The organism is Kitasatospora sp. NPDC023118 (assembly GCF_055560875.1).
In genome coordinates, this window is record NZ_JBVHHW010000011.1 from 170,683 (window position 1) to 190,585 (window position 19,903).

15 protein-coding genes and 1 tRNA gene are annotated in these 19,903 nt (G+C 71.8%); 9 read left to right on the forward strand and 7 right to left on the reverse strand.

Annotated elements, in window-relative coordinates:
• Positions 1 to 9: 9 nt before the first annotated feature.
• Positions 10 to 2,187, forward strand: a complete 2,178-nt coding sequence (locus ACZ3UD_RS16885; protein ID WP_465587363.1) for a helix-hairpin-helix domain-containing protein — start codon at positions 10 to 12, stop codon at positions 2,185 to 2,187.
• 73 nt (positions 2,188 to 2,260) lie between these two features.
• Here ACZ3UD_RS16885 and ACZ3UD_RS16890 read toward each other — a convergent pair whose 3' ends face one another.
• Positions 2,261 to 2,860, reverse strand: coding sequence for a hypothetical protein (locus ACZ3UD_RS16890; RefSeq protein WP_465587366.1), 600 nt, complete (start codon positions 2,858 to 2,860; stop codon positions 2,261 to 2,263).
• 362 nt (positions 2,861 to 3,222) lie between these two features.
• On the opposite strand from ACZ3UD_RS16890, the gene ACZ3UD_RS16895 reads away from it, so the two are divergent.
• Positions 3,223 to 3,432 carry a DUF5703 family protein gene (locus ACZ3UD_RS16895; protein ID WP_033350848.1) on the forward strand — a complete coding sequence of 70 codons (210 nt, stop codon included), beginning with the start codon at positions 3,223 to 3,225 and terminating at the stop codon, positions 3,430 to 3,432.
• A 133-nt stretch (positions 3,433 to 3,565) separates the two neighbouring features.
• On the opposite strand, the gene ACZ3UD_RS16900 is transcribed toward ACZ3UD_RS16895, so the two are convergent.
• The 3 genes from ACZ3UD_RS16900 to ACZ3UD_RS16910 all read right to left on the reverse strand — a co-directional run bounded on the left by ACZ3UD_RS16900 (position 3,566) and on the right by ACZ3UD_RS16910 (position 6,535).
• Entirely contained in the window at positions 3,566 to 4,399 is an 834-nt protein-coding gene (locus ACZ3UD_RS16900; protein ID WP_465587369.1) for a chaplin, read from the reverse strand.
• 311 nt (positions 4,400 to 4,710) lie between these two features.
• On the reverse strand, positions 4,711 to 4,953 hold the full coding sequence (locus ACZ3UD_RS16905) for a chaplin (RefSeq protein WP_465587372.1): 243 nt from the start codon (positions 4,951 to 4,953) through the stop codon (positions 4,711 to 4,713).
• 250 nt (positions 4,954 to 5,203) lie between these two features.
• Positions 5,204 to 6,535 (reverse strand): M20/M25/M40 family metallo-hydrolase, encoded by a 1,332-nt coding sequence (locus ACZ3UD_RS16910; RefSeq protein ID WP_465587375.1) that lies wholly within the window; start codon positions 6,533 to 6,535, stop codon positions 5,204 to 5,206.
• A gap of 291 nt (positions 6,536 to 6,826) precedes the next feature.
• Between ACZ3UD_RS16910 and ACZ3UD_RS16915 the strand changes: the two genes are divergently transcribed.
• A tRNA-Leu gene (locus tag ACZ3UD_RS16915) sits at positions 6,827 to 6,911 on the forward strand.
• Here ACZ3UD_RS16915 and ACZ3UD_RS16920 read toward each other — a convergent pair.
• From ACZ3UD_RS16920 to ACZ3UD_RS16930, 3 genes are all read right to left on the reverse strand, one after another.
• Complete coding sequence (locus ACZ3UD_RS16920) at positions 6,893 to 8,590, reverse strand: recombinase family protein (protein ID WP_465587378.1); 1,698 nt, start codon at positions 8,588 to 8,590, stop codon at positions 6,893 to 6,895. The two genes, ACZ3UD_RS16915 and ACZ3UD_RS16920, sit on opposite strands and share 19 nt — an antisense overlap.
• A gap of 575 nt (positions 8,591 to 9,165) precedes the next feature.
• On the reverse strand, positions 9,166 to 10,140 hold the full coding sequence (locus tag ACZ3UD_RS16925; protein WP_465587381.1) for a TRM11 family SAM-dependent methyltransferase: 975 nt from the start codon (positions 10,138 to 10,140) through the stop codon (positions 9,166 to 9,168).
• Positions 10,141 to 10,187: 47 nt separating this feature from the next.
• Entirely contained in the window at positions 10,188 to 10,961 is a 774-nt protein-coding gene (locus tag ACZ3UD_RS16930) for a hypothetical protein (protein ID WP_465587384.1), read from the reverse strand.
• 414 nt (positions 10,962 to 11,375) lie between these two features.
• On the opposite strand from ACZ3UD_RS16930, the gene ACZ3UD_RS16935 reads away from it, so the two are divergent.
• From ACZ3UD_RS16935 to ACZ3UD_RS16960, 6 genes are all read left to right on the forward strand, one after another.
• On the forward strand, positions 11,376 to 12,170 hold the full coding sequence (locus tag ACZ3UD_RS16935; protein WP_465587387.1) for a sigma-70 RNA polymerase sigma factor region 4 domain-containing protein: 795 nt from the start codon (positions 11,376 to 11,378) through the stop codon (positions 12,168 to 12,170).
• Between the two features lie 257 nt (positions 12,171 to 12,427).
• Positions 12,428 to 12,793, forward strand: coding sequence for a pilin (locus tag ACZ3UD_RS16940; RefSeq protein WP_465587390.1), 366 nt, complete (start codon positions 12,428 to 12,430; stop codon positions 12,791 to 12,793).
• Positions 12,794 to 13,104: 311 nt separating this feature from the next.
• Positions 13,105 to 14,727 carry a hypothetical protein gene (locus ACZ3UD_RS16945; RefSeq protein WP_465587393.1) on the forward strand — a complete coding sequence of 541 codons (1,623 nt, stop codon included), beginning with the start codon at positions 13,105 to 13,107 and terminating at the stop codon, positions 14,725 to 14,727.
• A gap of 9 nt (positions 14,728 to 14,736) precedes the next feature.
• Positions 14,737 to 15,702 (forward strand): PrgI family protein, encoded by a 966-nt coding sequence (locus tag ACZ3UD_RS16950; RefSeq protein WP_465587396.1) that lies wholly within the window; start codon positions 14,737 to 14,739, stop codon positions 15,700 to 15,702.
• Positions 15,699 to 17,489, forward strand: coding sequence for a VirB4 family type IV secretion system protein (locus ACZ3UD_RS16955; protein WP_465587399.1), 1,791 nt, complete (start codon positions 15,699 to 15,701; stop codon positions 17,487 to 17,489). Before ACZ3UD_RS16950 ends, ACZ3UD_RS16955 begins: the two co-directional genes overlap by 4 nt.
• Positions 17,486 to 19,900: a type IV secretory system conjugative DNA transfer family protein gene (locus ACZ3UD_RS16960; RefSeq protein ID WP_465587402.1), complete on the forward strand. Its 2,415-nt coding sequence runs from the start codon at positions 17,486 to 17,488 to the stop codon at positions 19,898 to 19,900. Before ACZ3UD_RS16955 ends, ACZ3UD_RS16960 begins: the two co-directional genes overlap by 4 nt.
• The last annotated feature ends 3 nt before the right edge of the window (positions 19,901 to 19,903 follow it).

A 19,903-nucleotide genomic window follows, 5' to 3' on the forward strand; every position in this document is an offset into this window, starting at 1 on the left:
CGGACGACGATGAGTGACACGGGGAACGGCGCTCCGGAGGAGACCTCGGCCTCGCCGGCCGACAAGGCGGCGGCGATCGCGGAGCTGGCGGAGCGGATCCGCAGCATCGGGCCGCAGGCTTCGGGGGCGGGGGCTTCCGGGTCGGGGGCTTCCCCGGCTTCCGGGGCTTCCCCGGCTTCGAGGCCCGCGCCGGCTTCGGCGGCCTCGGAGGCTCCGGAGGCCACCGGCGGGGGCGCCCCGGCCGCTCCGGCCGTCCCGACCGCGGTGGAGCCCGACGGGCCGCGCGGCGACGCGCTCCAGGAAGCCGCCCGGGTCCTGACCTCCGGCGGCGCCCCGGCCGAGCTGGCGGCCGCCGCCGTGGCCGAGTTCGGCGACGGCGCCGCCGAGCGGCTGCGCACGGACCCGTGGGCGGTGCTGGGCCTGCCCGGCGTCCGGCCCGAACACGCGGACGGCTTCGCCCGCGAGCTGCTCGGCCCGAAGGCCGAGCCGGGCGACCCGCGCCGCGCCCAGGCGTTGGTGCTGTGGCTGCTGGAGCAGGCGGCGCTGCGCGGGCACTCGGCGCTGGAGCTGGCCGAGGTGACGGTCGGGCTCGACCGGCTCCGGATGCCGGACCCTGCCGCCGCGATCCAGGCCGCCGTCGCGGACGGACGGGTGCTGCCCTTCCAGGAGGAGCTGAGCGGACCCGAGGCACTCGCGGCGGGCGGCGAGGACGACGAGGCGCCGACCCGGACGCTGCTCGCGCTGGAGCGGCTGGCGATGGCGGAGGACAGCCTCGCCGAGGGGCTGCTGCAGCTGATGGCCACCTTCGTGCCGGGCGAGGACGTCGAGGCACAGGACGCCCAGGCAGAGGACGCCCAGGCCGCGGAGGTTCAGGCCGCGGAGGTTCAGGCCGCGGACGCCGAAGCCGAGGAGGCCGGAGCGCGGAAGGGCGAGGTGGAGGCCGCCGCCGATACGGCTTCGGCGGACACCGAGGCTCCCGCCGAGTCCGCCCCGGCCGCCCCCGGCCCCACCGCCTGGGCCGCGGCCGCCGAAGCCGCGCCGTCCTCCTCGGCCACCGCCCTGATCGAGGCCGTCGCCGACAGCGCGCTGGTACTGCACACCGGCGGCGAGGCCGCCCGCGCCGAGCCCGCCGCGCTGCTCGCCGCCGCCCGGGGGCTCGGGCTGCGGGCCTGGGCCGCCACCTGGACCGACCAGGGCCGGGAGTCCTTCGCCGCGCTCGCCGGCGCGGACACCGCGGTGACCACCCTCGCCGAGCTGCTGTCCGGTGCGGCCGGCCCCGGCCGCTCCCCCGACGGCTCGCTCGCCCTGGACCTCCTGGTGGTCCTGGACGCGCCGCTGCTGGACGTCGAACTGGCCGCCACCCTGCTGGAGTCGCTGGCCGACGGCACCCGGCTGGTGCTCAGCGGCGACCCGGGCCAGCTCTGGTCGGCCGGCCCCGGCCGGTTCTTCGCCGACCTGCTGGCCGCCAAGGTCTGCCCGGCGATCGCCTCCCGCACCCCGGACTTCGGCCCGATCGGCGAGCTGGTCTCCGGTGTCGGCATCGGCGAGCTGCAGCCGGTCGAAGCACCGGACAAGGAGGTGGTCATCCTGACCGCCAAGGACGGCGGCGAGGCCGTCCACCGCGCCGTCCAGCTGCTCACCGACTCCATCCCGCGCGCGCTCGGCATCCCCGCCGAGCAGGTCGTGCTGCTCACCCCCGGCCACGGCGGCCCGGCCGGTACGCGTTCGCTGAACGCCGCCGCCAAGGCCCGGCTGAACCCCGGCCCCGGGCGCTTCGGCGGTTTCGACCCGGGTGACCGGGTGGTGGAGTCCCCCGCGCCCGGGATCACCCGCCCGGCCCGGGTGCTGGACGGCGACGCCACCGGACTGCACCTGGAGTACCCGGACGGCTCGCGCCGGACCGTCCCGCCCGCGCAGGCCGGTCGGCTGCGGCACGGCTGGGCGCTGACGGTCCACCAGGCGCTCGGCCGCCGCTGGCCCGGGGCCGTGGTGGTGCTCCCGGAGGACGCCGGACCGGCGCTCACCCGGCAGTGGGTCTACACCGCCTTCGGGCGCGGCGAGCGGCACCTGTCGGTCGTGCACGCGGCGGGCCCGGCGCTCGCCCAGGCCGTCGCCGAGCGCCCGGCGCAGCCGCGCACCACCCGGCTGCGGGCGATCCTGGCGGAGAACGCGGCGTCGGCGTACTGATCAACCGACGTGCGAAGGGCGGGCCCGGTGCTCCCGGGCCCGCCCTTCAGGTCTTCACGCGTACGGGACCGCGTCAGTCCTCGAGGTCCTCGTCGTCGTAGACCTCGCTCACGTCGAACCGGCAGATCAGCAGCTGCGGGTCGGCGTGCTCGAAGGGCTCCGGCAGCCACTCCCCCGGCTCGGTGGGTTCGGCCGCCGCGACCCAGAGCGTCGAGTCCGCCTCCTCCAGGCCGAACTCCTCGCTGCGGGCGGCGATCTCGTCCGGCTCGTACTCACCGAACAGCACGCCGATCGCGGCGTTCACCCCGCCCGCCCCGCCCGGGGTCAGCGTCTCGTCGAGCCGCTCGGCCTGGGCGCGCAGCCGCTTGGGGTCGACCACGTGGTAGTCGCGGCGGATCAGCACGCTGATCGCCTCGGGCTGTTCCGGGCCGTGGTAGCCGCCCGGTCCCTCGTCCCCGGGGATCTCGAAGGGGGTGACCTCGTCGTAGACCTCGTACAGGAGTTGGTCGTAGGCGATGGCCGCCGTCGCGAGCTGCTCGTAAGCGGCGGGCACGGCGGGATCATCAGCTGCGTTGGGGCTTGACACCGCTTCCAGATGACGGTCGATGGCGGCCTTGACCGCCTCAGCGGCGGCGCGTACCTCGGCAATGGTGGGCTGCGCGGCATCAGACATGGTGCAGACGCTATCTCCCCTCGGTGTCGCTACGCACAGCGGTTGTCACCTACACCCGCGATTTCACCGCAACTTCCCCCCTGATGTCCGATCCGGTCCCTTCTGTCCCCCGCCGGACCGGCGCGGGTCGGGCGCAGAGGGCGCGCGGCCGGCCCGGCGGGGCCGTTCGGGTGCCGCTTCGCGCGCCGGTATCGGGGTATCCACTCCACAGGAGCAACAGGACTGATGCACTGTCAGCCGAGCGCCCGGGCCGCAGGCCGTCGAACCGCCGCTTCCGCACGGGAGGTCGGCCGGAAATACCCGGGCCGAGTGTCCGGGGCAGGCCGTAGGCTTGCGTGCAGATGATCCCCAGGAGGAGCGTTTTGACCCCACCGAAGCCGGTCCGGCAGCCGGAGTACGAGTACCAGTCGCTGCGCATGCCGCGCGGCACCACGCGCAACGCGGCGCGCCAACTGCTCACCGAGCACGCCGAGTACGGGCACTGGGAGCTCGACCGGCTGAGACTGTTCCCCGACGGCAGCCGGACGGTCCGGCTGAAGCGGCGGATCATCCGGCAGGTCCGGAGCTGGTGACGGGCGAGGTCTCCCGCCCTGCCAGGTCCGCGGAGGGTTCACGCCGAGCATTCACGCACCTGCGGCCGCCCGTTCATCGGGCGGCCGCAGGTGTTTCGTTCCGTCTACCGCTGTAGCCCAGCGGTCGGGGCGCTCAGCGGGCGCCGGCGCGGGCGCGGCGGTAGAGCACGCCGCCGCCGAGCAGCAGCGCGAGCCCCGCGGCGCCGAGCACCTCGACGCCGCCGGCACCGGTGGAGGCCAGCTGGCTGCCCGCGGCGGCGCTCTGCGCGACGGGGGCGGCCGGGGCCGGGACGGCCTGGGTGCCGGTGTTGCTGCTCACCGGGGCGACGGCCGGGGTGCTGCTGGCGGACGAGCCGCCACCCCGCCCGCCGCCCGAGCTGGTCCCGCCGCCGGTCGACGGCGGAGTGGAGGGGGTGGAGGGGGTGCTGCCCTCGGGGGGGCAGTCGTCGGTCGGCTTCGGGGCGGGCTGCGCCACGTTGCCGCAGGAGTTGCCGAAGGCCGGGTTGCCGACGCCGGCCACGTTCACCGAGTTGCCGCAGGCGTTGACCGGGACGTGCACCGGGGCCTGGACGCTGTTGCCGGAGATCACCCCGGGCGAGTTGGCTGCGGCACCGCTGGCGGAGGCACCCGAGGCGGAGGGGCCCCGGCTGCCGCCGGTGCTGGAGCTGTCACCACCACCGGGCTGACCGGTCTGGCCGGGCTGCGGTGCCGCGTGGCGAACGGTGCTGACGTTGGCGCAGCGGTTGCCGAACGACGGATTCAGCGCGCCGATCACGGCGACGGTGTTGCCGCAGGCGTTGATCGGCACCTCGACCGGCACCTGCACCGAGTTCCCCGAGGCGACGCCCGGCGAGCCCGCCGCACCTCCCTGCGCCTCGGCGCCCGCGTAGGCGTAGCCGGCTGTCGAGGCCAGCACGCTGCCGGTGGCCACGGCGGTGAGGATCCCCTTCTTGGCTACATTCCTCATGTTTTCCCCTGACGTATCGAGACGGCGTGGCGACCTTGACGTGCACCTTATAAAAGTCGGAATTTCCGTATATCCGGAAATCACGCAAGGTCTTCGACTGCATAGGCTTAACGAGAGGCAAACGGCAAGGTTGGGCCAAACGAACAGGCTTCACCCGAACGAGCGATCACAGCCCCAATCCGTTGCCAAGCCGCCCGACCGGGCACGCGTCGGGCACCCGCTGGGCACCCGAAGGCCCCCGGTACGGCGCGTCCGCCGTCCGGGGGCCGGAGTGAGTCGGCTCAACGGGCCTCAGCGGCCCGGAGGTTGACTCAGAAGTTGGCGCAGTGGTTGCCGAACGACGGGTTCAGCACGCCGATCACACTGACGGTGTTGCCGCACACGTTCACCGGGACGTGGACCGGAATCTGGACCTGGTTGCCCGCGACGACGCCCGGGGAGCCCACGGCCGTACCCTCGGCACTGGCACCGCCGTGAGCGGACGCCACACCGGCGGCGGCGAGCACCAGGCCACCGGTGGCGGCGGCGACGGCGGCGATCTTCTTGACCTTCATCATTCCTCCTGTACGGACAACGCAACCCGTTCGGCGGGCTGCACAGGAATGAACGACGCTGCGGCAAACGGGGTACGGAACGGATTTGCCATTCACTCGCAACGGTGAGCTTCGCACAGACAAGCGGTGAGGAATTACCTAGGAGAACCGTTTCTGTTGATCTCCCTCAACCCATCCCACAATCATGCGCTCGGACAATGCTGTCGGCCCGCCCCCGGCACTCCGGGAGCGGACCGGCCCAGTCGCCTGATCAGCAGGCGTCGATGAAGCGGTCCAGCACCCGGACGCCGAACTTCAGCCCGTCCACCGGCACCCGCTCGTCCACGCCGTGGAACATCCCGGCGAAGTCCAGCTCCGGCGGCAGCTGCAGCGGCGCGAAGCCGAAGCAGCGGATGCCGAGGTCCTGGAAGGACTTGGCGTCCGTACCGCCCGACAGGCAGTACGGCACCGCGCGGGCGATCGGGTCCTCCGCGCGCAGGGCGGCCTGCATCGCCTCGACCAGCGAGCCGTCGAAGCCGGTCTCGATCGCCCGGTCCGTGTGCAGGCTCTCCCGCTTCACACGCGGACCGAGCACGCTGTCCAGCTCGGCCAGGAACTCCTCCTCGTAGCCGGGCAGGAAGCGCCCGTCCACATGCGCGGTGGCCTGACCGGGGATCACGTTCACCTTGTAGCCGGCACCGAGCATGGTCGGCTGGGCGGTGTTGCGCAGCGTGGTGCCGATCATCTTGGCGATACCGCCGAGGACGCGCAGCGTCTCGTCCATGTTCTCCGGGTCCAGCTCGACCCCGAGGGCGTCGGACAGCTCGTCCAGGAAGGCCCGGACGGTCTTGGTGATCCGCAGCGGGAACTTGTGCCGGCCGAGCCGGGCGACCGCCTCGCACAGCTCGGTGATCGCGTTGTCGTCGTTCTCCATCGAGCCGTGCCCGGCCCGGCCCTCGACCGTCAGGCGCATCCAGTGCATGCCCTTCTCGGCCGTCTCCACCAGGTACAGCCGCACCTGGTCGTTGACCGTGAAGGAGAAGCCGCCGACCTCGCCGATGCCCTCGGTCACGCCCTCGAACAGCTCCGGGTGCTTGTCCACCAGGAAGCGCGCACCGTAGGTGCCGCCCGCCTCCTCGTCGGCGAGGAAGGCCAGCACGATGTCGCGCGGGGGCTTGCGGCCGGTGCGCAGCCGGTCGCGGATGACCGCGAGGGTCATCGCGTCCATGTCCTTCATGTCGACCGCGCCGCGGCCCCAGACGCAGCCGTCCGCGATCTCGCCGCCGAAGGGGTCGTACGTCCAGTCCGCGGCGTTGGCCGGCACCACGTCGGTGTGGCCGTGGATCAGCAGGCCGGGACGGGACCGGTCCTCGCCCTCGATCCGGACCATGGTCGAGGCCCGCCCCTTGGCCGACTCGAAGATCTGCGGCTCGATCCCGAACTCGGCGAGCTGCTCGGCCACGTACTCGGCCGCCTTGCGCTCCCCCGGCCCGGACCCGTCCCCGTAGTTGCTGGTGTCGATCCGGATCAGATCGCGACAGATCTCGGCGACCTCCGACTCAGCCGTCACCTTCGGCGCCGCCGACTCGCTCCGCTCGCTCACGGTCACTCCTCGTCTTGGGCCCGCACCGACGCACCAGCGCGCCACCCCCAGGACCTGCACCCGGGCCGTACGAGCACGTCCGCCCATCCTCCCCCAGCCCTCGATCCCGATCCACCCCCCGCAGGGCCCCGAAACCCCCTGGTCACGCCACCGCCACACACCGGCCCTTGCTCCCGCCACCGGCCCCGCTCCCCCGCCCGGAGCCGTTTTGGGAGCCCAAGCCGATCTTTGCTACAGTTACATCTGTCAGCGCGACGGACGAGAGATCGGAAGCCGCGAGGACGACACCCGGTCCGGGTGGCGGAATGGCAGACGCGCTAGCTTGAGGTGCTAGTGCCCTTTATCGGGCGTGGGGGTTCAAGTCCCCCCTCGGACACAGATCAAATCCCCACGGGAGCTCGAAAGAGACCCGTGGGGATTTGTCGTTTCGAGCGCTGGGTGAGGCGAACGCTGGGTGCCAGGTCGGGCCTCCACGCGGATTTCGGCTTTCGCCGGGTCATACGTCAGATGAAGCCCCAGGCTCCGGTAGATGGCGCTCTTCTCTGCCGGTTCGGCGTCTGCAATGAGGCCGGCGAGCTGTGAGCACTGGCGCACCAGGGCAGCGATCTCGTCGATGGTCGGCTGCGCGTCGGTGAACATCGCAGTGCGGACTCGGGCTTCGGCGGCGGCTTGACGGGCCTGGGTCTCGGCCATCCAGCCGGCGACGATCTTGGGGTCTGCGCCGGCTTCGAGAGCGGCACGGTGGGTGGCGAGTTTGGCCGCACAGTCGGTGATCTCCTCGCGGGCGCGCCCGGCAAGAGCCAGGTCTCGGCAGGAGTCACCGGGCACGGCGTTGGCCATGGCTTCGATGGTGGCAGAGAGCCGGTGCGGGGCGAAGACGGTGCCGATCCACCGGTCGAGCGGCGCGATGATCCAGGACTCGCGGAGGTAGACGTTGCGGGGGTGCTGGACGTGGTTGGCCAGTCCGTACTCGGTGGGGAAGCGGCAGCGGTAGTAGGCGTCCTCGCGGGAGTGCTGGCCCTGCATCCGCCGCTCGCAGATTCCGCAGTGCAGGGCGCCACGGAGCAAGTACGGGTGGCGGGTGCGGTGCTGGACGTGGGCTGTTCCGGTCCCGGCTCGGGCGGCGAAAACGTCCTGGACCTGGGCGAAGGTCTCGTCGTCGACCAGCGGCTGGTGAACGATCTTGTCGGAGACGATCCACTTGTCCCGAGTGTTCCACCGCAGGGTGGTGGCGTAGCCGAGGGTGACGTCCTCGATATCAATGAGGGTCTCGTCCTTGCGCTGCTTGTTCCAGACCTGGTGACCCGTGTAGCGCGGGTTGGTGAGGATGACCCGGACCGCCTGCTTGGACCAGGCGATGCCGCTGCGGTGAGAGTTGCGGGCCGGGTCGTGGGCGGAGGGGCAGGGGATTCCGTCGGAGGTGAGCCCTTCGGCGATCGAGAAGATCCCCAGGCCCAGGAGGTATTCCCGGTAGATGCGCTGCACGACGGGCGCGGTGGTGGGGTCGGGGTCGAGTCCACGCAGCATGCGGCCGTCGGCAGCCTTGGCGGGGTTGGGGTGCGGGCCGAGGTCGACGAGGCGGTAGCCGTACGGGGGGCGTCCGCCGAGGAAGCGGCCCTCATGCCGGGCCTGTGCACCCATGGAGGAACGGACGCGGACGCGAATGCGGTTGCGCTCACCCTTGGACATGCCGCCGAAGACCGACATGATCAGGTCATGGGCCTCGTTGTCCGGATCGATCGGCCCGCCCACCTCGGGGACCCACAACTGCACGCCGTAGTGGGTGAACAGCGGGAAAGTGTTACCGAACTGGTTGCCGTAGAAGGCCCGTTGCGGCTCACCGATGACGACGGCGTCGAAGCCTCGGTCGGGGTCGGCGAGGGCTGCCAGCAGGCTGGCGGACTGGGGTCGGCGCTTCCAGGGCAGGGAGCGGCTGTGGCCGACGTCGAAGTACTCGGCGGTGATCCGACCGCCAGTGGGTTCGATGAGGTTCCTGGCCCGGGTGAGCTGCCAAGCGCGGGAGGCTTCCGGGTCCTGCTGGTCTTCGGTTGACACCCGCCCACAGAAGGCGAACCTGAGTCCGTCCCTCGGCAGTCGGCGGACCGGGACTGCTCGGGCAAGGCCGAGCTTCCACCGGGGGACGGGAATGCAGTCAGACGGGTTCTCCATCAACGCGGGTGCTCCTTCGCGGGTCGTCGCTACCGTGGCACGCCACCGCTCGCCAGGGGATTGCTGCTGCGGCGTGCGCGTCCATCCGTAACTCGGACGAGGGAGGAGATCCAGCGTGTCGAGAAGCGGGTCCGGCCGGCATCGCGAAGGGCGGTGCGTGCTCGGCGGCGTACCGGCGGAGCAGACGGAGAAGTAGCGCGGCAGCCTCGGGTGTGAGCGATGGCCCGTCGGCAGGCAGCAGCACTCTCAGGTTCGGCGGCTTCTCAGAGGGCCGGTCGTGTCGCTCGGGTTGAGTCATACATGCACACCTTGGTCTGATCGAGGAGCGGTCGCTGCATGGGCCCGCCAAGAGGCCTCCGGGCCGCCAGACCTCAGCCTGGTCACGCGGGGAAGCCAGTTCGGTCCGCCACACGGGGCGCGACGGGCCGGGCAACCCGGCCCGTCGATGACGTCCAGGATGGTTACGCAGGCTGCCAGTGAGCCGCGTCCGGCCAATCCTCACGGCGCGTCATCTGTGCCTTCTCCTTGCGGAAGACGAGGACGTCTTCGTGGACGATCAGGTGCATCGGCACCCCGGCCTCGCGGGCGGCGCGGATGTTCTTGAGCTGGAAGAAGGACGGGCGGGCCACCAGCTGTCCGTCGCGGACGCCGGCGAGGAGGGCGACGCAGCGCTCGACGGGGGTGAGGCCTGCGGCCTGGCCGGCGGCGATGACGGCGGCGGGCAGGTCGACGAGTTCGCCGTGGTGGCGCCAAGGGCGGGCGGTGACGGCGACGTACGCGCCGTTGGCAAGCAGCGGCAGGCAGCTGGTGAGGATAGTGGTGAACGCATCCAGGAGATCGTCGGTGGCGGCGTGGGCGAGGTTGGCGGGGTTGTTGCCGTAGGTGCCGTCGAACTTGGCGATTCCGGGCTGGCCGCTCTCTCGGCTGGAGACGACCTGGCCGTGCAGGGAGGCACCGTAGGGCGGCGAGGTGAGCAGGAGCTGCACCCGGCCGTACTGGTCGGGGCCGAGGAGGGCATGGGTACGACGGGCGTCGCCGGTCTTGACGCGGGCGTGGCCAACGGCACCCTGGGCGCGGGCGTGGTTGAGGTTTCCGCGGGCGACGGCGGCCCAGCGGGCTTCGAGTTCGACGCCGAGGCCGTTTCGGCCGAGGTGCACGGCCTCAACGAGGGTGGTACCGATGCCGCACATCGGGTCGAGGACGAGCTGGCCGGGGGCGGTGTAGGTGGCGACGGCATGGGCGGCGATGGCCGGGAGCATCTTGGCGGGGTGGGCGGCGGAGGCGGGGCTGTAGCGGCCACGGCGCTGGTTGCGGGCGTCCTTCTGTGCGGTGACCCAGACCGAGGTGGGCAGCTGAGCCAGCGTCACCGCGCCGGGCACGGCGGACGGGGACTGGGGCGGGGTGACGGCGGGCTTCGTGTCGGGGCTGGTGGTCATACGGGCACTCCTCGTGGGCTTCGGGCGGGCGGCGGGCTGGCCGGTTTTCACGGCTTGGTGAAGACCAGGAGGTCGCTGTGGATCAGGGCGTGGCGGCCCGATCCGGGCCGGGGGTGGTGGCAGGCGCAGCCCGGGCGATGCTGCGTGACGGGTGCCAAGGGCACGAGGCTGGCCTCGTCGGCGGTGGCTTCGACGGCGGCGATGTGCTGTAGGTAGACGAGGCCTGCGGCACGGGCGTGGGCGACGACGTGGCCGGCGGTCTCCTGGCCGATGGTCTGCCGCGTGCAGATGACGAGGACGCCGTCCGGCCGGAGTGCGCGCGTGCAGGTCTCGGCGAGTGCGGTGAGCTGTACGGGGGTGGCGGAGTCGTGGGGTGCGGCGATCGCGAGGCGGGCGCGCCCCTGATGGCTGTCCGCCCTGTCCGAGGGATGCCCCGGGGTGCCGCGTCGAAGAACGGCGAGGGACGCCACGGCTGGGGTGCTGTGCAGGGTGTCGTAGGCGAGGTTCGCGCTCTGGTGGCTGGGGGCGAGGGCGCGGACCCTTCGGCCTGCCTGGATGGCGGCGACGAGGGCGGCAGCGTTGCCGACATCGGGGATGAAGACCAGATCGCCGCGGGCTGAGAAGGCCACGACGATCTGCCTGGCCAGGCCGGACGGGATCCGCTGGGCACACGCCGCGTTGGCGGGGTTCTCGCAGGTCGGGCAGCAGCCGACGGGCGGTTCGGTGAGCCAGACCGACAGCGGAACGGCCTTGTTCGCGTTGCTGGAGGTGATCTTGGGCTGCTGGGAGTTGGTGGCAGCTTCAGGTGCGGGATGGTTCATGGGTCTCGGCCTGATGGCCGCCGCAGAACGCTGACATCCAGAGAAACGCGGCAGAGGGCGGCTTTCTAACGCCCGCCCGAGCTTTTCGGTGACCTGGCGCTTCCCGGCATTGAGTCCGTCTCCCTGCCGCAAGCGTCTTGGGAAGAGGCCTGGAGAGATTTCTTTGAGGAATTTCCTGGGGCGTCCCCTCGGGGCTTTCGACGCGGTCACGAACAGCGTTTTCGCAGGTCACCGCAGTAATGGAGGTGAGGCGGAGGCCTGTCGCCTCCGCCTCTCCTCCATCCGAGCTCCGGGCTGGCGCCTTGCCGTCTCTGGACCGTCTGGAGATCTGCTCCGGAGCGGCTCCACGGGCCTTGGCGCACTCGGTCCACTCGGCGATCACCGCCGACGACAACGGACCGAAGGAGCACCAGCATGAACTTCCGTACGATCTCGGACCGGCCGGTCGAGCCGTTGCAGCTCGTCGAGCTGGAGATGCAGCGCCTGGTGGAGCGGCCGGTGCCGCTGGCCTTGTACGTCGGCGACCTGGGCGAGGGCCTGTCGGACAGCTGGCTGGACATGGCAGCGCTGCGGGCGCTGCTGCTGCACCCGTCCGTCGGGTTCCAGGCGCGCGGGGCGGTGTGGGTGCGGCTGCTGCACCTGACCCGCGCCGGCGGTCAGGCCGGTGAGGACTGGCGGGTGGCGACGTGCGCGATGGCCCTGCCGGGGCTGTGGCGGATCGCCGGCCGGATGCGCCGGGAGGTGCCGGAGCTGGCGGTGGAGGTGCAGCAGGTGATGCTGGCCGGGTTCTGGGAGGCTCTCATCTCGCTGCGGGAGCGGGCGCACGCAATGACGGCGCCGGGCACGATCCCGGCTTCCCTGTGCTGGGCTGCGGACCGGGCAGCGCGCACGTTCCGGAACCAGGAGTCGGGCCACAGCCGCAGGACGGCTGAGCTTGGCGAGCAGGAGACGCAGCAGGCCTCTGCTCCGAATCCGGAGGCCGTGCTGGAGCTGGCGGTCGGCCAGGGTGTGCTGTCGCAGGACGCGGCTGAGTTGATCGCCCGCACCCGTCTGGAGGGCATGCCGGTCCGGGTGCTGGCCGAGCAGCGGGGGTGCACGCCGGAGTCGCTGGGGATGAAGCGGCGCCGGGCGGAGGTGAAGCTCGCCGAGGCCATCCGCAGCGGCAGGCTCGACTGCACGGCCACGGTCGATCTGATGACCGAGCGTTAGAAAACGCCAGTTGATGGCGTTTTGACCAGGTGAGAAGGGGATGCGGCCCCGCCAGTCCACAGGCGGGGCCGGCATCCGTCAGTCCCGAGGACTCCGCCGCAGACGCTGACACCGCTGCCACCCGCCACCCGACCCGCGAGGGGAGGTGACGGCCTGATGGAGCCCCCGGCCAGGTGCCCGACCGACCGCATCCCCTCTCTCCGCGGCCCAGCCGATTCTCCTTTCTGCCCGATGTTCGTACCCATGCGGGAGTCCCCGTGTCCGCTCGTCCGCCCCAACCGCGCCGTCCACCCGCCTCGCCCTACGCTCTGCCCGCCGTACTCGCCCTCGTCGCGCTGCTGGTGATCCTGGTCGCCGGATCAGCCTTCGCCGAACCGCCGGCCAAGCCACCAACGCTCGACCAGGTGCTCGGCAACATCACCACGTGGATCACCGGGATCATCGCGGCGGTCGCCACCACCTTCCTGACCATCGGGGGCCTGCGATATCTGCTGGCCGGAGGCGATCCGGGTGAGGTCCAGAAGGCGAAGACTGCCCTGCAGTCCGCCGGGATCGGCTACATGATCGCCATCCTGGCCCCGGTGATCCTCGACATCCTCAAGGGCCTGGTCGGGGCGACGTGACATCGCTTCAGACACCGGGCTGGCGGTGGTGGCCATGGATCGGGATGTCCGTCGCCACAATCGGGATGCTCGCTGTCGTCCTGGTCATTTCGCCGCAGGCGCACGCCGACCCGAGTCCCGCTCCCGGCACCGGGCCGTCCGCGCCTTCTCCCTCGCCGCCGAAGGCGGACCCGGAGACGTCGGGCCAGGACGCCGGTCTCATGCCTTCTCCCCCGGCCAAGGCGCCGCCTCGGCCGATGCCGACACCGGCTCCGTCGCCAGGGCCCTCGCCCACGCCTCCGCCCGAGCACGGCAGCGGGGACGGGGAATCGGTGTCGTTCTGGGACATCCCTGGCCAGATCCGCCAGGCGATCACGCACTGGCTGGCCGACCTGATCCGGCCGTTCGTCACCCCGCTGATCAACTCCCTGGTCCGAGCCCTGCTCACCACGCCAAACCCGGCCGAGCAACCAAGGGTGCGCGAGCTGTGGGAGACCATGCGGCTGATCTCGCTCAGCGTGTACGGACTGTTCGTCCTCGCCGCCGGGATCACCACCATGACCCACGGCAGTGTCCAGCAGCGCTGGGGAGCGCAGGACCTCATCCCCCGACTGCTGCTGGGCATCGCTGCCTCAAACCTGTCACTGACGATCTGCTCCACCACCCTCAGCGTGGCGAACGCGGTCGCGGCGGCCATCTTCGGCGAAGGCGTCACAGCCGAGGACCTCGCAGGCACCCTCATCGGGCTGCTCCTCGCCCAGATCTCTTCTCCGGCCGCGCCGCTGTACATGCTGGTGTTCACACTCGCCGTCGCCGTACTCGGCTCAGCGCTGCTGATCACCGCCCTGGTGCGCACCGCCGCCACGATTGTGCTGACGGTCGCGGCCCCATTGATGCTCGCCTGCCACGCGCACCCGCTCAGCGACGGCATCGCCCGGCTGTGGTGGCGTGCCTACCTTGGCTGCCTCGGCACCGAGATCGCGCAGGCGATCGTCTTCCTCGTCTGCGTCAAGGCCCTCCTGGACCCGGGCAACTATGGGCTCGTCCCCGTCCCGGACTCCGCCGCGCTGATCAACCTGATGCTGCTGTGCTGCACGCTCTACCTCCTGATCAAGATCCCCAGTTGGATCCGTCGCATCGTCGCCACGCCGGCGCGAACGGTCACGGGCGGAGGCGGTCTGAGGATCGGGGGCCTGCGTACGGTGCGCAAGATCGCTCTTGGCGCCCTCGGGATGCCCATGGGTCCGTACGCGTTCGGCGCCCAGCTCGCCGGCAAGCTCCGGACTGCTCGAAGCGCCACCAGGACAGCCTCTTCCACGGCCCGCAGCGTCCCCCGCACGGGCCGCTCCCGGACAGGAGGCCCGGGCGGAGGCCCGGCCGGAGGACGGCCGCCCGACGGTCCGACGGGACCCACCGGTCCTCGTCGCCCTGGCGGACCGGGAGGTGGACCTCCCGGGGCAGGACCTGGTGGTCGCACCGCCGGACATGCCCCGGGCGGGGGCGCTCCTTCGTCGCCAGGATCGGGCTCCGGGCCCTCTACTCCCGGCTCCTCGCCGACCGGCGGAGCCAGCGGCGGCTCGGGCTCGGTCCCTCAGTACCAGTGGGGCACCCCGTACAAGACGGCCTCCCGCCCGCCGAACACCGCGCAGTCCGGCACGACAGGGGCCGCGATCGGGCCAGCTCAGGGCCCCCAGGCGCCTGGCAGCGGGACCGGCGGAACGGGTGGGGGCAGCGCGCCAAAGGGACCAGGCGGTTCGCACGGCAAACCGTCCGGCCCTTCACCCAGTACTCCGCCGCCGGGCCCCAGCGCCCCGCCACCCACTCACCGGTCCTCGTCGGCGGCCAACCTGCGGCCCGCCCGAGCCGATCTCCCGCCGCCGATCCCCCGCCCGGCACCGCTTCGCCCACCGCTCGACGACAACGGCGGCAGCGGCCGCCGCCCGGGAAGGAGCTGAACCTCAAGAGTGAGCAAGTACTCCCGTGACGAGAGCGATTGGCCCTGGCTCGTCAAGATCCCTGCCGACGTGGACAGAAAGGACACCGTCCTCGGCCCGCTCACCGCGCGCCAGGCCCTTCAGCTGGCCACAGTCGCGATCGTGCTGTGGCTCGGCTACCGAACGTTCAGGCACGTGCTGCCGCCCGTCTTCTACCTCGCCGGTGCCCTGCCTATCGCCACAGCCGCAACGCTCGCCGTCCTCACGCGGCGCGACCATCTTCCGCTGGACCGGTGGCTGCTGGCCGCGTGGCGCCACCTCCGAACGCCTCACCGGCTCGCCCCGCACTCCGCTCCGGACGCCGCGTCGATGCCCTGGCAGGACCTCGTATTGGGCGAGCAGGCTCCGGCACGCGCCGCCAGGCTCGCCCTGCCGGTCGCTGCAGTCGGCGAGAACGGGGTGCTGGACGTTGCCGGTGCCGGGCATGTTGCGCTCAGCCGGGCAGGCACCGTCAACTTCGCTCTGCGCACGGGCGGCGAGCAGCAGATGCTCCTGTCCGCGTTCGCCCGCTGGCTGAACGCGCTCACCGGACCGGTTCAGATCCTGGTCCGTACCCAGCGGCTGGAAACCGGAGCAGCCGTGGCGGCTCTGGAACGTTCCGCCCTGGAACTTCCGCACCCCCTCCTGGAGGTTGCGTGCCTTGAGCACGCTGCCTTCCTCGCAGACCTGGCCACCGAGCAGGATCTGCTGTCCCGTCAGGTGCTGCTCGCACATCGCGAGACGGGCCTCGACCGCGCAGCAGCCCTGCGGTCCTTGCGACGCGCCGAGGAGACAGCCGGCCTGCTGGCCGCAGCGGAGATCCCGGTACGGGTGCTGACCGGGAACGAGGCGTTCGCGCAGCTGGCTGCCGCCACTGCGCCGGACACCCCGCTCCACCCGAACCCCGCACTCCCTGACGGGCCCATCACCTATGCCGAGGAAGGTAGTGCCTGGTGAAGCGCCGACATGACCTCCGCGCCGACGAGCCGACCGGACTCGGCCTGGGGCCGGACAGCATCCAGATTGAGCCCCGCGTCCTGGCGGTCGGCGACCTGCTCGCCACCACGCTGATCGTCACCGGCTACCCGGCCGAGGTCGGACCGGGCTGGCTGGAGCCCCTGCTGACCTACCCGGGCCGGCTTGACGTCAGCCTGCACATCGAACCCTTGCCTCCGGCGATCGCGGGCCAGCGGCTGCGCAAGCAGCGTGCTCGGCTGGAGGCCGAGCGCCGGACCAGCTACCAGCGGGGACGCTTGGAGGACCCGGAGACGGAGGCCGCTGCGCAGGATGCCGCCGAGCTCGCCTGGCGCATTGCGCGGGGCGAGGGCAAGCTCTTCCGCCTCGGCCTCTACCTCACGATCTACGCCACCACACGGGAGCAGCTCGCGGACGAGTTGTCCGCGGTGCGGGCAATCGCCGAGTCAATGCTGCTGCGCTGCCACACCGCGACCTGGCGAGCGCTTGAGGGCTGGACGACCTGTCTGCCGCTCTGCGTGGACCAGCTGGACGCGAAGCGCACATTCGACACGGCTGCCCTCGCGGCGTGTTTCCCCTTCGCCTCACCCGATCTGCCCTCCGGCGGGACCAGCTCGGCTGCGGGGCCGGGGGTCGGACCGGTTCTGTTCGGGCTGAACGCCGCCGCGTCCGGTCTGGTGCTGTGGGACCGGTTCGCGCAGGACAACCACAACTCGGTGACGCTCGCGCGGTCCGGGGCCGGCAAGTCCTATCTCGCCAAGCTCGAAGCACTGCGCCTGCTCTACCAAGGCGTACAGGTCTTCGTCATCGACCCGGAGGACGAGTACACCGCCCTTGCCGAAGCCGTCGGCGGCACCACAGTCCGCCTCGGTGCCGACAGCGTGCGGATCAACCCGCTCGACCTCGCCGACGGGGATCCCGGCACGGGTGACGGTCTGACGCGCCGAGCACTGTTCCTGCACAGCTTCCTCGCCGTCCTGTTTGGCGAGGCACTCGACAGCACAGACAAAGCGCTGATGGACACGGCGATCCTCGCGACGTACCGCCGCGCCGGGATCACCTCGGATCCGCGGACGCGCACACGCCCGGCACCGCTGCTGTCCGACCTCGCCCAGACCCTCGCCGACACGGAGGATCCGGCGGCGAAGCGGCTCGCCGAGCGCCTCGCGCCGTACGCGACGGGCAGCCATCGTCGGCTCTTCGACGGCCCCACCACGCACACCGGTCGCAGCCATCTGACCGTGTACTCGCTGCGGGACGTTCCCGACGAGCTGAAAGCCGCAGCCACCATGCTGGCGCTCGACGCCATCTGGCGGGTCGTGACGGATCCGGGCGATCGGCGTCCGAGGCTGATCATCGTCGACGAGGCCTGGCTGCTGATGCGCGACGAGCATGGCGCCCAGTTCCTCTACCGCATGGCCAAGTCCTCGCGCAAGCGCTGGGCGGGCCTGTCCGTCATCACCCAGGACACCGCCGATCTGCTGGCCACAGACCTGGGCAAGGCGATCGTGGCGAACGCCGCCACCCAGATCCTGCTCCGCCAAGCACCGCAGGCCATCGACGCGGTCGCCGAAGCCTTCCGCCTGTCCGCCGGCGAGGCCGCCTACCTCCTCGCCGCACTCCAAGGCCAAGCCCTGCTCTGCGCCGGCCCCGGCCAGCGCGCCGCCTTCACCACCACGGCATCCTCAACCGAGCACAGGCTGATCACCACCAACCCCGCCGAGATCCCCGACCCTCACCAGGCCCACGGCACTCAGGAACAGCGATGAGCGGCCAGCAACCGGGCGGCCCGCTGGCCCCGTTTCTCATCGATCCGTCCAGCTGGTGGCACGACGCCACCGAGGCGCTCTGGTCCGCCTTCGCTACCAGCTGGCCACTGCTCGCCGTAACGGCGGCAGCGGCAGCCGCGACCTGGCAGACGACCAGAGTGCGGGCCCACCGTGCGCGGCAGAGCCGGCTGACCGCCGGGGGCACCGTGCTGGCGATCCTGGTCCCGCCCACCGTCGAGCCGACTTCGGCCGAGGCGCTGTGGAGCCACCTCGTCGGCCTGCTGCAGCCGTGGTGGCGCAGAGTCGGCAAGGGCCAGCCACACCTCGCCTTCGAATACCGGTTCACCACCGACGGCCTGCGCATCCGCCTCTGGGCACCGGCCTCAGTGCCGCAGGTCCTGCTGCGGCGCGCGGTCGAAGCCGCCTGGCCCGGCGCCCACACCAGACTCGAATACCCCGGCCCCCGCCTCGCCAAGCGCACCCAGTACTCCACCGGCGGCCGGCTGCGACTCGCCCGGCCGGAGATCCTCCCGCTGAAGACGGACCACGCCGCCGACCCCCTGCGCGCCCTGCTCGGCGCAGGCCTTGGCTCGGAGACCGGCGAGGAGATCACCGTCAGCGTTCTCGCCCGCCCCGCCACTGGTGCCCGCATCCGCCGAGCCAAGCGCCGACTCCAGCGCCTGCGCACCGGATCCGGACACCCCAGCCGCGCGGGACGGCTTTTCGACCTGCTCACCCATCAGCCGTCGCGCACCACACCCGCTCCCCGGGACCCGGAGCAGAGCGGCGAGCTGCGCACCGCGCTCGCCAAGGCGGCGGGTCCGCAGTGGGAGACCTGCGTCAGCTACTGCGTCACGGTGCCCATCACCGACACCCCGGACGGCGACAAGGCGGCACAGCGCTCAGCCCTGAACACCGCCCGCACGCGGGCTCGCAGCCGGGCGCACGCTGTGGCGTCGGCGTTCGCGGTGTACTCCGGCCGCAACTGGTACACCCGTCACCGCCTCCGCCGGCCCGCCGAGACGACGGACGAGCGGCACTTCCCTCTGCGGGGCGACCTCCTGTCCGTCACCGAACTAGCCGCAGTCGCCCACCTGCCCACCGACCCCGCGGCCCCCGGCGTCGAGCGCGCCGGCGCGCACTCGGTGCAGCCCACCACCGCGATCCCCTTGCCCGGTCCGTCTGTCAAGCCACTCGGCACTGCCGACACCGGCCCCTCCCGGCCGGTCGGCCTGTCGGTGGCAGACGGCCGCCACCACGTCCACATCATCGGCGCGACGGGCTCCGGCAAGTCCACCCTGATGGCGAACATGATCCTCGACGACGCACGGGCCGGGCGCGGCGCGCTGGTGATCGACCCGAAGGGCGACCTCGTCCTCGACCTGCTCGACCGCCTGCCGGAGTCGGCGCTCGGCCGCACCGTGCTCATCGACCCCGACGATCACGGCCTGCCGCCCCGCCTCAACGTCCTGGAGGGGCCGGACACGGATGTCGTCGTTGACAACCTCGTCGGTATCTTCCGGCGGATCTTCGCTGCCTTCTGGGGTCCTCGTACCGACGACGTCATGCGCGCCGCCTGCCTCACCCTCATGACCAGCACGACCACCCGGGGCCCGGTCACGCTCGCCGACATCCCGCCCTTGCTCACCGACACGGTCTATCGCCGCCGCGTCACCCACGGCATCAACGACAAGGTGCTGCGCGGCTTCTGGCAGTGGTACGAGCAGCTGTCCGAGCCCTCACGGGCAGCCGCCATCGGACCGCTCATGAACAAGCTCCGTGCGTTCCTGCTCCGCCCGTTCGTCCAGAACACCATCGCCGGCGGGCCCTCCACCTTCGACCTCGACAGCGTGCTCGACGGCGGCATTGCCCTCGTCCGGCTGCCCAAAGGCGTCCTCGGCGAGGAAACCGCCCGCCTCCTCGGCTCCTTCACCGTCGCCAAGACCTGGCAGGCCGCGACCAGCCGCGCCGGCCGTCCCGAGGACAGCCGCCGCGACGCCGCCCTCTACGTGGACGAGTGCCATAACTTCCTCACCCTGCCCTACCCGCTGGAGGACATGCTCGCCGAGGCCCGCGGCTACCGCCTCGGCTTCGTCCTCGCCCACCAGCATCTCGCCCAGCTCCCGCACGACCTGCGCGAAGGCATCTCCGCCAACGCCCGCTCCAAGGTCGTCTTCAACGCCTCCCCCGAGGACGCCCGGGACCTGGAGCGCCACATGCGCCCCAACCTCACCGCCCACGACCTCTCCCACCTCGGCGCCTACCAGGCCGCGGCCCGCCTTGTCGCCCGCTCTGCCGACGCCCCCGCCTTCACCCTCCGCACGATTCCGCTGCCGTCCCGTATCCCCGGCCGCGCTACCGAAGTCCGCCGCTCCTCCCGCGCCACGTACGGCCCCGCCGCCCGAAAGTGAGGC